General features: G+C 70.4%; 14 protein-coding genes. 10 read left to right on the top strand and 4 right to left on the bottom strand.

The features are described from left to right. Window positions 1-7 precede the first annotated feature (7 nt). Genes QFZ27_RS38010 through QFZ27_RS37995 form a run of 4 tightly spaced genes read left to right on the top strand, consistent with a single transcriptional unit; the run spans window position 8 to window position 3,985 of the window. Window positions 8-1,048 carry a DmpA family aminopeptidase gene (locus QFZ27_RS38010; RefSeq protein WP_429232140.1) on the top strand — a complete coding sequence of 347 codons (1,041 nt, stop codon included), beginning with the start codon at window positions 8-10 and terminating at the stop codon, window positions 1,046-1,048. Beyond that, on the top strand, window positions 1,045-1,863 hold the full coding sequence (locus QFZ27_RS38005) for a M55 family metallopeptidase (RefSeq protein WP_429232139.1): 819 nt from the start codon (window positions 1,045-1,047) through the stop codon (window positions 1,861-1,863). The genes QFZ27_RS38010 and QFZ27_RS38005 overlap by 4 nt, the downstream gene beginning before the upstream one ends. Window positions 1,864-1,876: 13 nt before the next feature. After that, complete coding sequence (locus QFZ27_RS38000) at window positions 1,877-2,839, top strand: isoaspartyl peptidase/L-asparaginase family protein (RefSeq protein WP_429232138.1); 963 nt, start codon at window positions 1,877-1,879, stop codon at window positions 2,837-2,839. 42 nt (window positions 2,840-2,881) lie between these two features. Beyond that, a complete protein-coding gene (locus QFZ27_RS37995) occupies window positions 2,882-3,985 on the top strand; it encodes a M24 family metallopeptidase (protein ID WP_429232137.1) in 1,104 nt (367 codons plus the stop codon). Between the two features lie 15 nt (window positions 3,986-4,000). Here QFZ27_RS37995 and QFZ27_RS37990 read toward each other — a convergent pair whose 3' ends face one another. From QFZ27_RS37990 to QFZ27_RS37975, 4 genes are all read right to left on the bottom strand, one after another. Then, a complete protein-coding gene (locus tag QFZ27_RS37990; protein ID WP_429232136.1) occupies window positions 4,001-5,113 on the bottom strand; it encodes an alcohol dehydrogenase family protein in 1,113 nt (370 codons plus the stop codon). After that, a complete protein-coding gene (locus tag QFZ27_RS37985; protein ID WP_429232135.1) occupies window positions 5,110-6,489 on the bottom strand; it encodes an aspartate aminotransferase family protein in 1,380 nt (459 codons plus the stop codon). Before QFZ27_RS37985 ends, QFZ27_RS37990 begins: the two co-directional genes overlap by 4 nt. A gap of 31 nt (window positions 6,490-6,520) precedes the next feature. After that, window positions 6,521-8,014, bottom strand: coding sequence for an NAD-dependent succinate-semialdehyde dehydrogenase (locus QFZ27_RS37980; protein ID WP_429232134.1), 1,494 nt, complete (start codon window positions 8,012-8,014; stop codon window positions 6,521-6,523). 128 nt (window positions 8,015-8,142) lie between these two features. Next, window positions 8,143-8,637: an Lrp/AsnC family transcriptional regulator gene (locus tag QFZ27_RS37975; RefSeq protein ID WP_429232133.1), complete on the bottom strand. Its 495-nt coding sequence runs from the start codon at window positions 8,635-8,637 to the stop codon at window positions 8,143-8,145. A gap of 64 nt (window positions 8,638-8,701) precedes the next feature. On the opposite strand from QFZ27_RS37975, the gene ehuR reads away from it, so the two are divergent. The 6 genes from ehuR (at window position 8,702) to eutA (ending at window position 14,297) form a co-directional block, all read left to right on the top strand. Then, window positions 8,702-10,120, top strand: coding sequence for a MocR-like ectoine utilization transcription factor EhuR (gene ehuR / locus QFZ27_RS37970; protein WP_429232132.1), 1,419 nt, complete (start codon window positions 8,702-8,704; stop codon window positions 10,118-10,120). Window positions 10,121-10,256: 136 nt separating this feature from the next. Continuing rightward, window positions 10,257-11,054 (top strand): ectoine/hydroxyectoine ABC transporter ATP-binding protein EhuA, encoded by a 798-nt coding sequence (gene ehuA / locus QFZ27_RS37965; protein WP_429232131.1) that lies wholly within the window; start codon window positions 10,257-10,259, stop codon window positions 11,052-11,054. A 26-nt stretch (window positions 11,055-11,080) separates the two neighbouring features. Beyond that, entirely contained in the window at window positions 11,081-11,923 is an 843-nt protein-coding gene (ehuB, locus tag QFZ27_RS37960; RefSeq protein WP_429232130.1) for an ectoine/hydroxyectoine ABC transporter substrate-binding protein EhuB, read from the top strand. 285 nt (window positions 11,924-12,208) lie between these two features. Next, window positions 12,209-12,868: an ectoine/hydroxyectoine ABC transporter permease subunit EhuC gene (gene ehuC / locus QFZ27_RS37955; RefSeq protein ID WP_429232129.1), complete on the top strand. Its 660-nt coding sequence runs from the start codon at window positions 12,209-12,211 to the stop codon at window positions 12,866-12,868. A 3-nt stretch (window positions 12,869-12,871) separates the two neighbouring features. Next, on the top strand, window positions 12,872-13,528 hold the full coding sequence (ehuD, locus tag QFZ27_RS37950; RefSeq protein WP_429232128.1) for an ectoine/hydroxyectoine ABC transporter permease subunit EhuD: 657 nt from the start codon (window positions 12,872-12,874) through the stop codon (window positions 13,526-13,528). 13 nt (window positions 13,529-13,541) lie between these two features. Then, complete coding sequence (gene eutA, locus QFZ27_RS37945) at window positions 13,542-14,297, top strand: ectoine utilization protein EutA (RefSeq protein ID WP_429232127.1); 756 nt, start codon at window positions 13,542-13,544, stop codon at window positions 14,295-14,297. Window positions 14,298-14,384 lie beyond the last annotated feature (87 nt).

Here is a 14,384-nt window from a genome sequence, read left to right as displayed (position 1 = left end):
GGCATCGGTGACGGCTCGTCTCGCGCGCGATTTCGGCCTGGTCTGCGGGACGCTGCCGACCGGCCCCCTCAACGCCGTCACCGATGTGCCCGGCGTGCTGGTCGGCCATCTCAGCATGCATGCCGGTGAGGTGCTGACCGGCGTCACCGCCATACTGCCGCATGCCGGCAACCTGTTCCGCAGCAAGGCCCGGGCGGCGGTCGAGGTGATCAACGGCTTCGGCAAGAGCACCGGCCTGATGCAGGTGGCCGAGTTGGGGACGGTCGAGACGCCGATCCTCTTGACCAACACCTTCGCCGTCGGCACCTGCGCCACGGCGCTGATCCGCGCCGCCATCGCTGCCAACCCCGATATCGGCCGCGAGACCGGCACGGTCAACCCGGTGGTGCTGGAGTGCAATGACGGCTTCCTGTCCGACATCCAGGCCCTGGCGGTGACCGAGATCGACGCGCTGGAGGCGGTCGCGGCGGCCAGCGACGGCAAGGTCGGCGAGGGCTCGGTCGGCGCCGGCACCGGGATGAGCAGCTTCGGCTTCAAGGGCGGCATCGGCACCGCCTCCCGCCGGGTCAAGTTCGACCGCGACCATTTCCACCTCGGCGTTCTGGTGCTGGCCAATTTCGGCCGGGCCGGCGACCTGGTGCTGCCCGACGGCCGCCGCCCGGTCCCGCCCGCCGAGCCAGCGCCGGAGAAGGGCTCGGTGATCGTGATCCTGGCGACCGACGTGCCGCTGGAGCACCGCCAGCTGCACCGGGTCACCAAACGCTGCGGCGCCGGCCTGGCCCGGCTCGGCGCCTTCTGGGGCCATGGCAGCGGCGACATTGCATTGGGATTCTCCACCGCCGATCCGGTGGAGCACGACCAGAAGCGCGACCTGGTCGGGATCCGGGCATTGAACGAGGCGCGCATCGACCGGCTGTTCCAGGCCGCGGCCGAGGCGACGCAGGAGGCGGTGCTGAACGCGCTCTGCGCTGCCGGGCCTGCCATCGGACGTAACGGACACAGCCGGCCGTCGCTGGCGGACTGGCTGGAAGCGGAGGAAGGCAAATGAAGATCTACATTTCGTCGGATATCGAGGGTGTGGCCGGGGTGATCACGCCGCAGCAGGGCGAGCCGGGCAATGGCGAGTACGAACGCGCCCGCCGGCTGATGACCGAGGAGGTCAACGCCGCAATCGAAGGCGCGCTGGAGGGCGGCGCGACCGGGATCCTGGTCAACGACGCGCATGGCCCGATGACCAACCTGCTGCCGGAGCTGCTGCACCCGGCGGCGGAGCTGATCCAGGGCAAGCCGAAGCCGCTCAACATGTTCTGCGGGCTCGATGCCGGCCATGCCGCGGTGTTCTGCCTGGGCTATCACGCCCGTGCGTCGGAGCGGGGCGTGCTGGCCCACACCACCAGCGGCTTCGCCTTCCGCGCCGTGCGGCTGAACGGTCAGCCGCTGGGCGAGGCCGGGATCTACGGCGCCTATGCCGGCAGCCTGGGCGTGCCGGTGGCGCTGGTCTCCGGCGACGATCGCTGCGTCGCCGAGCTGCGCGAGCATTTCCCCGAGGCCGAGTTCGTCCAGACCAAGCAGGCGCTGGGCAACCGCTCCGCCCGGTCGCTGCCGCTGCCCGCCGCCCGCGCCGCCCTGCGTGAAGGGGCGGCCCGCGCCGTCCGCCGCGCCGGCGCGATGCCGCCCTTCCGCATCGAGGGGCCGTACACGCTGGAGCTGGAGATGGGCGGCCCGGCTTTGGCCGACCTCGCCGCCACCCTGCCGCCGGCCGAGCGCCGCGACGGCGTCACCATCGCCCTGCCGGCCGGCAGCGTCGCCGACGCCATCCGCTGGATGAATGCCGTCTCCGCCATGACCGCCTTCCTCCGTTGACCCCGAGGCATCCATGACCGACCCATTCCGCGCCGTCCTGGTGATCCATGGCGGCGCCGGCACCATCCGCCGCGACTCGCTGTCGCCGGAGCAGGAGGAGGCCTATCACCAGGGCCTGCGCACCGCGCTCCGCAACGGCCATCTCGTCCTGGCGGCCGGTGGCTCGGCGCTCGATGCCGTCACCGCCGCGGTGATGGCGCTGGAGGAGGACCCGCTGTTCAACGCCGGCCGCGGCGCCGTTTTCACCAGTGCCGGCGAGACCGAGATGGATGCGGCGGTGATGGATGGGCGCGATCGGCGCGCCGGTGCCGTCGCCGGCATCTGCGGCCCACGCCATCCGGTCCTGGCCGCCCGCGCGGTGATGGAGCGGACCGAGCATGTGCTGCTGGCGGGGGAGGGGGCGCGCCGCTTCTGCCGCGAGGCCGGGCTGGAGCATATGGACCCGTCCTGGTTCCGCACCGAACGGCGCTGGGCGGCGCTGCAGGAGGAGCTGGAGCGCCGCCGTCAGGCGCTGCCGGATGACGGCGACCCGGCGCGCAAGCACGGCACGGTCGGCGCCGTGGCCTGCGACGCCGCCGGCAACCTCGCCGCCGCCACCTCGACCGGCGGCATGACCGGCAAGACGCCGGGCCGGGTCGGCGACTGCCCGGTGATCGGCGCCGGCACCTGGGCCGACAACGCCACCTGCGCCGTCTCCGGCACCGGCCATGGCGAGATCTTCATCCGCTACGCCGCCGGGCACGAGATCGACGCCCGCATGCGCTGGGCCGGCCAGGGGCTGGCGCAGGCGGCCGAGGACGTGGTGCAGGCGCTGCTGGCCCCGGCCGGCGGCTCCGGCGGGCTGATCGCGGTCGACGCCCAGGGCCGCGTCGCGCTGCCCTTCAACTGCGAGGGCATGTATCGCGGTGTGGTCGGGGCCGACGGCGTCCTCCGCACCGCGATCCATCGCGAGGAATTCCGCGTCGAGGCGGTCTAGGGTAGCAGTCGGAGGCGGCGGGACGCCGCGAGTCGGGAGGACATGATGACGGTCGAAATGGGCAAGAGGCTGGCGGCGCTGCGCGCAAAAATGCGGGAGGCGGGCGTCGACCTCGCTGCGCTCGGTCCCGGCTCGCATATGCAATGGGCGGCCGGCTTCCACCCGCATGCCGATGAGCGGCCCTGCCTGCTGCTGATCGGGCCGGAGCGCGAGGCGTTCCTGATGCCGGTGCTGAATGCCGAGGGCTCGCGCGAGGAAACGGCGATCGCCTTCCACACCTGGGACGATGCCGTCGGGCCGGACGCCGCGCTGGCGGCCGCCCTGGCCGATGTCGGCGCGACCCAGGCCGGGCATGTGGTGCTGGACGAGACCATGCGGGCCGATTTCGCCCTGCTGCTGCTCGGCGCGTTGCCCGGGGCGCGGCACAGCTTCACCGACAGCACCATCGGTGCGCTGCGCATGCGCAAGGATGCGGCCGAATTCGCCAAGCTGAAGATGAATGCCGGCATCGCCGACCGCGCCATCCAGGCCGCCTTCGCCGCGGCCAGGCCCGGCATGACCGAGCTGGAGCTGGCGGCGGTGATCAAGGACCACTTCAGCTCGGAAGGTGCGTCGCCGCAGTTCTGGATCGTCGGCAGCGGCGGCAACGGCGCCTTCCCGCACCACCAGACCGGTGGGCGTCGGCTGGCGGAGGGCGATGCCGTGGTGGTCGACATCGGCGGCCGCAAGGGCGGCTTCCCCAGCGACATCACCCGCATGGTCGCGATCGGCCGCCCGCCGGAGGGCTATGGCCAGATCCACACCATCGTCGAGAAGGCGGTGCAGGCAGCGCTGAAGGCCGCGAAGCCCGGCGTGCAGGCCAAGGAGGTCGACGCCGCCGCGCGCAAGGTCATCGCCGATGCCGGCTACGGCGAATACTTCGTCCACCGCACCGGCCACGGCATGGGCATCGACGGCCACGAGCCGCCCTACATCACCGCCACCTCCGAGACGGTGCTGGAGGAGGGCATGGTGTTCTCGATCGAGCCCGGCATCTACATCCCGGGCCGCTTCGGCATCCGGCTCGAGGAGATCGTGATCCTGCGCGAGGACGGGCCGGAGATTCTGTCCACCCTGCCGCGCGACCTGCACGTGGTGCGGGTGTGACGGTCGGGCGGCCGGTCAGCCGGCCGCCCACTTCGTATCCGGCACCACCACCAGCTTGCCGACGAAACCCTTGGCCATGAAATCGGCCTGGGCGCGGTGGAAGTCGGACAGGCGGTAGACGCCGCCGACCAGCGGCTTCAGCTTGCCCTCCTCGATGTACCGCACCAGCCGCCGGAAGGCGCCCCGCGTGCCCTGGGACGAGCCATGCAGCTCCAGGTGCTTCAGGTACATCGTCCGCAGGTCCAGCTGCACCACCGGCCCGGCGATGGCGCCGGCGGTGGTGTAGCGCCCCTCCGGCCGCAGGATGCGCAGCAGATCGTTGAACATCGCCCCGCCGACCAGATCGGCGACGACGTCGATCGGCCGGCCCTTGGTTGCGCGCTCCACCGCAGAGACCAGATCGCCGGCATCGCGGGTGACCACCGCCTCGGCGCCGGCCGCCAGCACCGCCTCCTCCTTGCCGCGTCCGACCACGGCGTAGGGGATGGCGCCGCGGGCGCGGCACAGCTGGACGATGCCGGAGCCGACGCCGCCCGAGGCGCCGGTGACCAGCACGCGCTCGCCCGCCGCCACCCGGGCGCGGTCCAGCATGTGCTCGCCGGTCAGGTAGGCGCAGCAGAAGGTGGCCAGCTCGACATCGCTCATCGGCGTATCGACGCGATGGGCATGGTCGGCCGGCAGCGCCATGTACTCGGCATAGCCGCCGTCGCGGCCATGGCCCATGTAGTCGATGTCGGCCAGGCTGTCGTCGTCGCGGTTGTAGAGGCTGAAATCGACCATCACCCGCTCGCCGATCCGCGCGTCCGGCACGCCAGGGCCGACCGCGACGATGCGGCCGACCGTGTCGGTGCCCTGGATGCGCGGGAAGGTCAGGGTCGACCGGTCGCCACGGCCGCGCCAGCTCGACACCGCCTCCGGGTCCGCCTCGGTGCCGTAGGCGCCTTCGCGGACCCAGACATCGGTGTTGTTCAGGCCGCAGGCGGCGACCTCGATCAGCACCTCGCCGGCGGCCGGCTTCGGCACCGGCACATCGTCGCGATGGACCAGCTTGTCGGGCCCGCCATGGCCGGTCAGGACCACGGCGCGCATGGTGGCGGGGATGGTTTCGGCGATCATGGCGTCGCTCACAGCTCCCTCGCCACCGACTCGACCGCGCCGGCCACGGCCTTGACCACGATGTCGGCCTCGTCGCGGGTCAGGCACAGCGGCGGGGCGAAGCCCAGGATGTCGCCCTGCGGCAGGGCGCGGGTGATGACGCCGCAGGCCAGCGTCGCCGCGTAGATCCGCGGGCCGACCTTCAGCGCCGGGTCGAAGAACACCCGGTCGTCCTTGTCGGCCACGAACTCGATCGCTGCCGCGAGGCCCTCGCCGCGCACCTCGCCGACGATGCGGTGGCCGGCCAAGGCATCGGTCAGCGCCTGCTTGAAATAGGCGCCGGTCTCCTTCGCGTTCTCGACCAGCCCCAGGCTGTCGACCAGCTCCAGATTGGCGATCGCCGCGGCGGTGCACAGCGGGTGCGAGGAATAGGTCCAGCCATGGCCGATGGCGCCGAGCGCGTCGGACCCCTTCTCCAGGATCTTCCACACCTTCTCCGACACGATCACGCCGGAGAGGGGCGCATAGGCCGAGGTCAGGCCCTTGGCGATGGTGATCAGGTCCGGCTTGATGCCGTAATGGTCGGAGCCGAACATCGACCCCAGCCGGCCGAAGCCGGTGATGACCTCGTCGGCGATCAGCAGCACGTCGTATTTGGCCAGGACGGCCTGGATCTTCTCCCAGTAGCCGGCCGGCGGCGGCACCAGGCCGCCGGTGCCCAGGATCGGCTCGCCGATGAAGGCGGCCACCGTCTCCGGCCCCTCGGCCAGGATCATCTCCTCCAGCCGGTCGGCGCAGGCTTGCGAGAACTGCTCCTCGCTCAGCGACCGGTCCTCGCGGCGGTAATAGTACGGCGCGTCGGTGTGCAGCACCTGAGCCAGCGGCAGGTCGAAGGCCTTGTGGAACAGATCGAGCCCGGTGAGGCTGCCGGTCATCAGGCCGGAGCCGTGATAGCCGCGCCAGCGCGAGATGATCTTCTTCTTCTCCGGCCGGCCCAGGATGTTGTTGATGTACCAGACCAGCTTGACATTGGTCTCGTTGGCGTCCGACCCGCCGAGGCCGAAGAACACCCGCGACATGCCGGCCGGCGCGCGGTCGATGATCATCTTGGCCAGGCGGATCGACGGCTCGCTGCCATGCCCGACATAGGCGTGGTAATAGGCCAGCTCATGCGCCTGGGCGGCGATCGCATCGGCGATCTCGCGCCGGCCGTAGCCGACATTGACGCAGTACAGGCCGGCGAAGGCGTCCAGGCTGCGCTTGCCGTCGCGGTCGGTGATGTAGACGCCCTCGCCGCCGGTGATGATCCGGTTCGGCGTCTCGCCGCGGGCATGGGCCGCCATATGGGTCGAGGGATGGAAGAAGTGATCGCGATCCCAAGCGTCGAGTTCGTTGCCGCGAAGGGCCATCGGAAGTCTCCTTGAACGAGAGGGCGGGCGCTCAGGCGGCGTCCAGGCACAGATATTTGAGCTCGGTGAAGGCCTCGATGCCGTGGCGCGAGCCTTCGCGGCCGAGGCCGGACTGCTTGGTGCCGCCGAACGGGATCGGGGCACCGGTGATCTTCACCCGGTTGACCGCGACCATGCCGTAGTCCAGGGCGCGGCCCAGCCGCAGCATGCGGGCGCCGTCGCGGGTGACGACATAGGCCACCAGCCCGTATTCGGTGTCGTTGGCGCGGGCGATCACCTCGTCCTCGGCATCGAAGGCGGTGACGGCAGCGACCGGGGCGAAGGTCTCCTCGCGCATGATCGCGGCGTCGTCTGGCACATCGGCCAGCACGGTCGGGGCGAAGAACAGCGGCCCGGCGGAATGGACATCGCCGCCGGCCAGGCAGCGGGCGCCGCGTGCCACGGCATCCTGGACATGCTCCGCCGCCTTGGCCACGGCCCGGCCATGCATCAGCGGCCCGATCTCGGTCTCCGGGTCGAGGCCGTTCCCAACCTTGAGGGCGGCCACCCGCTTGGCGAAGGCCTCGCAGAAGGCGGCATAGACCGGCCGTTCGACATAGATCCGGTTGGCGGCCAGGCAATCCTGGCCCGAGGTCGCGAACTTGGCGTCGATCGCGATCGACACGGCGCGGTCCAGATCGGCATCGGCGAAGACGATCAAGGGCGCGTGGCCGCCCAGCTCCAGCTGCAGCCGCTTGATCGTCGGGGCACAGCGCTCGGCGATCAGCCGGCCGATCCCGGTCGAGCCGGTGAAGCTGACCGCCCGCACCCGCCTGTCGGCACAGATCCGGCCGACGATCGGCTCCGGATCGCCGGTGACGATGTTCAGCACCCCGGCCGGGATGCCGGCACGCTCCGCCAGCTCGGCCAGGGCCAGGGCCGACAGCGGGGTCTGCGACGATGGATGCGCCACCACGGTGCAGCCGGCGGCCAGCGCGGCCGCGGCTTTGCGGGTCAGCATGGCGCAGGGAAAGTTCCACGGCGTGGCGATTGCGACGACGCCCAGCGGCTCGCGCCGCACCATCGTCTCGGCGCCCGGCAGGTGGCTGGTGACGGATTCGACGTTCAGCCGCTTGGCCTCCTCGGCGAACCATTCGACGAAGCCGGCGCCGTACTCGATCTCGCCGCGCGACTCCGCCAGCGGCTTGCCCTGCTCCAGCGTCATCAGCAGGGCCAGATCCTCCTTGGCCGCCAGGATCCGGTCGAACCAGTTGCGCAGCTTGGCCGCGCGCTGCTGCGGCAGCAGCGCCCGCCAAGCCGGGAAGGCGGCCTCGGCGGCGGCGATGGCACGGTCGGCCTCGGCCGCGCCCAGCCGGGCCACCCGGGCGACGGTGACGCCGGTGGCGGGGTCGGCAACCTCGAACACCGCGCCGTTGGCGGCGGCGGTCCAGCGGCCGTCGACATAGGCCAGCTCGCGCAGCAGCCGGCGGTCGGTCAGGCGGCCCAGCGCGTCGTGCTGGCTGGGCCGGGTGGCGAGGGCGGTCATTGGCTGAGCCTCCGTCAAGGGCGAGGCCGCCAGGGTAGGGGAGGAGCAGGGGAGAAGGAGACTGTTCGGGCCGCGGTCGGAAGACCAAATCTCTTGGCGCGAGGAGGACGCGGAGAGAGACTCTCCGCCTATGTCCCCTCCGCACCCGCCAGCACCTCGACCGGCACCGTCACGTCGTCCTTCACCGTGCGGGTGACGATGTAGGTGAAGTAGCGGTCGATGCCGATCTCCTCCTCCAGCAGCCGGTCGATCAGCCGCTGATAGCCGTCGATGTCGCGCGCCACCACCTTCAGCAAATAGTCGATGCCGCCGCCCAGCGACCAGCAGGCCACCACCTCCGGCACCGCCTTCACTGCCCGTTCGAACCGGTCGAAATCGGTCTGGCGGTGGGCGCCCAGCGTGATCTCGACGAACACCATGGCGAAGGGCGCGATCCGGCGCAGCGCCAGCCGGGCGTGGTAGCCGGAGATCACGCCCTCGCGCTGCAGCCGGTGCAGCCGGGTCCAGCACGGCGTCGGCGACAGCCCGACCTTCTCGGCCAGGGCCAGCTTGGTGATGCGCCCGTCCCTCTGGATCTCGGCCAGGATGCGCAGGTCGATCGGGTCGAGCTTGACGGAAGTCATGGCAAACCATGCCGGTGCGCAATTCGGGTTGTCAATTGAACTGATTGTGGATCACAGTCCAATCATGACAATGTGGCAGCCCGACCCCACCGCCCTGCGGCGGCCCGCCTATCTCTCTCTGGCCGACCAGATCGCGCGGGCAATCTCGGATGGCCGGCTGCAGCCCGGGGAGCGGCTGGCGACCCACCGGCACATGGCCGAGACGCTGGAGCTGTCGGTGCAGACCGTCAGCCGGGCCTATGAGGAGCTGATCCGCCGCGGCCTGATCTCCGGCGAAACCGGGCGCGGCACCTTCATCCGCCCGCCGCAGCGCGAGCCCGTTCCACCGTACATTCCCGAGCGGCTGAGCGAGGTCATCGATCTCTCGATCCTGAAGCCGGTGGTGTGCGAGACCCGCCACATCGACGCGATGAAGGCGGCGCTGCAGGCCCTGGCGGACGACCTGCCCCATTCCGCCGTGCTGTCCTTCCGCCCGAACACGCTGTTCGCCCGCCACCGCCGGGTGGCGCAGGGCTGGCTGCGCGAGCACTGCGGGGTCGAGGCCACGCCCGGCGCCATCCACTTGACCAACGGCGCCACCTCCGGCATGACCATCGCCCTGATGGCCGCGGCCCCGCCCGGGTCCACCGTGGTGACCGAGGCCGTCGGCCACCACACGCTGGTGCCGCTGGCCGCCTATCTCGGCCTGCGGCTGCGCGGCGTGGCGATCGATTCCGAGGGCGTGATCCCGGAGGCGCTGGACGAGGCCTGCAGCGAAGGCGACGTCCGCGCCCTGTTCGTCATGCCGAATCCGATCAACGCCACCGCCAGCCTGATGGGCGAGGCGCGGCGGGCCGAGATCGTCGAGGTGGCGCGCCGCCACGGCCTGCAGATCATCGAGAACGACGTGCTGGCGCCACTGCTGAGCGAGCGCCTGCCGCCACTGGCCGCCCTGGCGCCGGAGCGCACGCTCTACGTCACCACCTTCACCAAATGCGTGATGCCGGGGCTGCGCGCCGGCTATCTGGTGGTGCCGGACCGGCTGGGCCCGGGCGTCGCCAACCGCAGCCTGGTGACCAGCTGGATGGCGACCGGACTGATCGCCGAGCTGGCCGCCCGCTGGGTCGAGAACGGCACGGCGGCGGAGCTGGTGCGCTGGCAGGTCGAGGCGATTCGCGGCCGCCAGGCGATCGCCGCCGAGCTGCTGGCCGGCATTCCGCACAAGGCCCATCCGGAGGGGCTGCATGTCTGGCTGCCGCTGGGTGAGGGGCGGTCGGAGGAGGAGTTCGTGTCGCATGCCCGGCTGCAGGGCGTGGCGATCGCGCCCGGCGCCTCGTTTGCGATCGGTGGCGCCATCGGGGGCGCCAGCGAGGGTGGCATGGACCGGCAGCCTGCGGTGCGCATATCGGTCGGCTCGACCACGCCGGAGCAGCTGCGCGACGGGCTGAAGATCGTCGTCAACCTGCTGCAGGGCGAGCCGGAGCCGGTGCTGCTGGCGATGTAGGAATCGGCAAGCCGCTGCCTAAGGAATCAGCACGGCAGATGAAATTGTACTGATTTGTTTTTCCATTTGACATGATTTTGTCTCCCTTCCATCGTTGGCGGCAACAGAGGCCCGTCGCCACAACAGGGAGAGCGACTTGGCAAGTTCCGCATCCGACCCGTGCATCAGCGTCGAGGGCGTGACCAAGCGCTTCGGGCCGCTGACCGTCCTCAACGACCTCACCTTCACCGTGAAGCCGGGCGAGAAGCTGGCCCTGATCGGGCCGTCCGGCTCGGGCAAGACCACCATCCTGCGCATCCTGATGACGCTGGAGGAGATCAACGGCGGCGTTGTCCGGATCGAGGGCGAGCCGCTGTTCCACATGCCGCGGAACGGCGGGCTGGTGCCGGCCGATGAGCGCCATCTGCACAAGATGCGCGCCAAGATCGGCATGGTGTTCCAGCTGTTCAACCTGTTCCCGCACAAATGCGTGCTGGACAACGTGACCCTGGCGCCGATCCTGACCAACGGCGTCGACCGCAAGACCGCCGAGGCCCGGGCGATGGAGCTGCTCGAGCTGGTCGGTATGGCGGAGAAGGCCAAGGCGATGCCGGCGCAGCTGTCCGGCGGCCAGAAGCAGCGCGTGGCGATCGCCCGCGCCTTGGCGCTGAAGCCGAAGATCATGCTGTTCGACGAGGTCACCTCGGCGCTCGACCCCGAGCTGGTCGAGGAGGTGCTGAACGTCATGCGCCGCCTGGCCGCCGAGACCGACATGACCATGCTGCTGGTCACCCACGAGATGAGCTTCGCCCACGACTTCGCCGACCGGGTCCTGTTCTTCGACCGCGGCCGGATCGTCGAGGAGGGGCCGCCGGACGAGATCTTCCGGCACCCGCGCGAGGAGCGGACCCAGACCTTCCTCAAGAAGATCATCGCCGCCGGCCAGCGGATCTGACCGGCAGCAAACAGGAGAGGCAGAAAATGAACAAAGGATTTTGCGCGCGTCTGGTCCTGGCCGCCGTGTCGGCCGTGGCTTTGGCGCAGCCGGCCGCGGCCGACACGCTGGAGAACCTGAAGGAGCAGGGCTTCGCCCGCATCGCCATCGCCAACGAGCCGCCCTTCACCGCGGTGGCGGCGGACGGCAAGGTCTCCGGCGCCGGGCCGGACGTGGCGCGCGAGGTGTTCAAGCGCATGGGCGTGCCCGACGTCGTCGCCTCGATCTCGGAATACGGCGCCATGATCCCCGGCCTGCAGGCCCGCCGCTTCGACGCCGTCACCGCCGGCCTGTTCATGAAGCCGGAGCGCTGCCGCGCCGTGGCCTATTCGCAGCCGATCCTGTGCGACGGCGAGGCCTTCGCGGTGAAGAAGGGCAACCCCTCGAACTTCCAGAGCTATGCCGACATCGCCGCCAACGCCGACGCCAAGATCGGCGCGCCGGGCGGCGGTACCGAGGAGCGGCTGGCGCTGGAGGCCGGGGTGCCGCGCGACCGGGTGATCGTGGTGCCGGACGGGCAGAGTGGCATCAAGATGCTGCAGGACGGCCGCATCGACGCCTATTCGCTGCCGATCCTGTCGATCCAGGACCTGCTGAAGAAGGCGTCCGATCCGAATATCGAGATGGTCGGGCCGGTGAAGAACGCCCCGGTCTATTGCGACGGCGCCGCCTTCCGCAAGCAGGACACAGCGCTGCGCGACGCCTTCGACAAGGAACTGGCGGCGCTGAAGCAGTCCGGCGAGTTCGCCAAGATCGTCGAGTCCTACGGCTTCTCGGCCAAGGCCGCGCTCGAGACCAACCGCGACGCGATGTGCGGCGGCCCGAACTGAGACGGAGAGGCCGGTGACTGTCCCCACGATCCTGAAGACCGCACTCCTTCTGAGTCCCCCCTCCCCTTGCGGGAGGGGGGCAGGGGGAGGGGGCTGCGCGCGTCCGCGCGCGTACAGGCAAGGGACGGAACTCGCCTCCCGGATTGGTCTCTCGTCGTCCGCAGCCGGCGCTTGCCGGAAGACCCCCCTCCCCCTAGCCCCCTCCCGCGAGGGGAGGGGGGACTCGTTTGGCTTGGGGCGGCGACGGCATCGCGATCCTGAGAACGTCGTTTCGCGAGCCGCCGCATGAACGAGTGGGAAGGCTATCTCGGGCTGATCCTGCAGGGCGCCTGGGTGACGATCGAGCTGACCGTGCTGGGTTGCGCCCTGGCGCTGGTGGTCGCCTTCCTGGCCGGGCTGGGGCGGCTATCGTCCAGCTGGGTGCTGCGCACCATCGCCACGACCTATGTCGAGTTCTTCCGCGGCACCTCGATCTTCGTGCAGCTGTTCTGGATCTATTTTGTGTTGCCGCTGGCCGGGTTCGAGCTCAGCCCGCTGCTGGCCGGCGTGCTGGACCTCGGCCTCAATGTCGGGGCCTATGGGGCGGAGGTGGTGCGCGGCGCCGTGCAGTCGATCGGGCGCGAGCAGCGCGAGGCCTGCGTGGCACTGAACCTCACCAGGCGGCAGAGCCTGTGGCACGTCATCCTGCCCCAGGCCTTCGTGCTGATGCTGCCGACCTTCGGCAACAACGCCATCGAGCTGTTGAAGGCCACCGCCGTGGTGTCGCTGATCTCGCTGACCGACCTGACCTTCCAGGCCCAGATCGTGCGGGCCCAGACCGGCAGCACCGCCTTCCCCTTCCTCACCATCCTGCTGATCTATTTCGCGCTGGCGATGCTGATCTCGGCCGGGGTGCGGGCGCTGGAGCGGCGCCTGGCCCGCGGCCTTGACGGCGTGCGGAGCTAAGCCATGGATTGGGACTGGGCCTTCGTCGTCGAGATCCTCCCGACCCTGATCGAGGGCGTGAAGATCACCATCCTGGCCACGATCCTGGGCTACGTCCTGGCGGTGGTGCTGGGCCTCGGCCTCGCCCTGCTGCGCCGCAGCCGCCGCCGCTGGCTGGCGCGCACCGTGAACTTCCTGATCGAGTTCATCCGCGGCACGCCGCTGCTGGTGCAGCTGTACTTCCTGTTCTACATCATGCCGGATCTTGGCCTGACGCTGTCGCCGCTGACCGCGGGGGTGATCGGCCTCGGCCTGCACTACGCCACCTATACCGCCGAGGTGTACCGCGCCGGCATCGACAATACCCCGCGCGGCCAGTGGGAGGCGGCGAAGGCCTGCAACCTGACGGCGGGGCAGAGCTGGCGCCACGTGATCCTGCCGCAGGCGATCCCGCCGATGCTGCCGGCGCTGGCCAACTACTTCATCGCCATGTTCAAGGAGACGCCGCTGCTCTCCGCCATCACTGTCCTGGAGCTGATGAACCAGGCCCGCAGCGTCGCCAACTTCAACTACCGCTACCTGGAGCCGATGACGCTGGTCGGCGCCTTCTTCCTCGTCATCAGCCTGATCGCCGTGGTCGGCCTCCGCTTCCTGGAGCGCCGCTTCCGGCCGCTGCGCTGAGTCGGAGCCCGTGATGCCCGAGATCGAACGGTCCACCCTGCCGCTCAGCTTCGACGACCGGCCGCTGCCGAAGCGGGTCGGCCTGGTCATCCTGGCGACCGACCACACCAGCGAGCCGGATTTCCGCCGCATGGTCGCGAGCGACCGGATCGGAATCTATGTCGCCCGCATCGCCTATGCCAACCCGACCACGCCGGAGAACCTCCGCCGGATGCAGCCGCGCCTCAGCGCAGGCGCCGGGCTGATCCTGCCGGAGGAGGATCTCGACCTGGTCTGCTACTCCTGCACCTCGGCCTCGGTGGTGATGGGCGACGACGCGGTCGAGGAGGCGATCCGCGAGGCCAAGCCGGGCGTCACCGTGGTGACCCCGCCGCTGGCCGCGCGCCGTGCCCTTGATGCGCTGGGCGCCCGGCGGATCGCCGTGCTGACGCCCTATACGGTCGAGACCAGCCGGCCGATGGCCGACTACTTCGCCGGCCACGGCCATGACATCGCCCGCTTCACCTGCCTCGGCCTCGACGACGACCGTGAGATGGCGCGGATCAGCCTGTCGCCGATCGTGGAAGCGGCCGAGGCGGCGATGGCGCCGGACGCCGAGGCGTTGTTCATCTCCTGCACCGCCCTTCGGGCCGCCGGGGTGGCGGCGGAGATCGAGCGGCGGATCGGCAAGCCGGTGGTGACCAGCAACCTCGCCACCGCCTGGATGGCCCTGCGTCTCTGCGGCGACGACCGCCCCCGGCCGGATCTCGGCCGGCTGATGGCGCTGTGAGGGGGGGCGGGGGATGATCACCGGTGCATCCCATCTGAGTCCCCACATCCTCGGGTTGGCCGGACAGGCATCGACGGTAAGACGCGT

The sequence above is a fragment of the Inquilinus ginsengisoli genome (assembly GCF_050434925.1).
In the GTDB taxonomy this organism is placed as follows: Bacteria; Pseudomonadota; Alphaproteobacteria; order DSM-16000; family Inquilinaceae; genus Inquilinus; species Inquilinus ginsengisoli_B.
Note: the sequence above shows the minus strand (reverse complement) of the source record. Positions and strands in the feature narration are given on the sequence as shown.

What these genes read in the sequence shown, in the direction of transcription:
- QFZ27_RS38005 (WP_429232139.1), top strand. Translation starts at nt 1,045, where the DNA reads ATGAAGATCTACATTTCGTCGGATATCGAGGGTGTGGCCGGGGTGATC.
- QFZ27_RS38000 (WP_429232138.1), top strand. Translation starts at nt 1,877, where the DNA reads ATGACCGACCCATTCCGCGCCGTCCTGGTGATCCATGGCGGCGCCGGC.
- QFZ27_RS37995 (WP_429232137.1), top strand. Translation starts at nt 2,882, where the DNA reads ATGATGACGGTCGAAATGGGCAAGAGGCTGGCGGCGCTGCGCGCAAAA.
- QFZ27_RS37985 (WP_429232135.1), bottom strand. Translation starts at nt 6,489, where the DNA reads ATGGCCCTTCGCGGCAACGAACTCGACGCTTGGGATCGCGATCACTTC.
- QFZ27_RS37980 (WP_429232134.1), bottom strand. Translation starts at nt 8,014, where the DNA reads ATGACCGCCCTCGCCACCCGGCCCAGCCAGCACGACGCGCTGGGCCGC.
- QFZ27_RS37975 (WP_429232133.1), bottom strand. Translation starts at nt 8,637, where the DNA reads ATGACTTCCGTCAAGCTCGACCCGATCGACCTGCGCATCCTGGCCGAG.
- ehuR (WP_429232132.1), top strand. Translation starts at nt 8,702, where the DNA reads ATGACAATGTGGCAGCCCGACCCCACCGCCCTGCGGCGGCCCGCCTAT.
- ehuB (WP_429232130.1), top strand. Translation starts at nt 11,081, where the DNA reads ATGAACAAAGGATTTTGCGCGCGTCTGGTCCTGGCCGCCGTGTCGGCC.
- ehuC (WP_429232129.1), top strand. Translation starts at nt 12,209, where the DNA reads ATGAACGAGTGGGAAGGCTATCTCGGGCTGATCCTGCAGGGCGCCTGG.
- ehuD (WP_429232128.1), top strand. Translation starts at nt 12,872, where the DNA reads ATGGATTGGGACTGGGCCTTCGTCGTCGAGATCCTCCCGACCCTGATC.
- eutA (WP_429232127.1), top strand. Translation starts at nt 13,542, where the DNA reads ATGCCCGAGATCGAACGGTCCACCCTGCCGCTCAGCTTCGACGACCGG.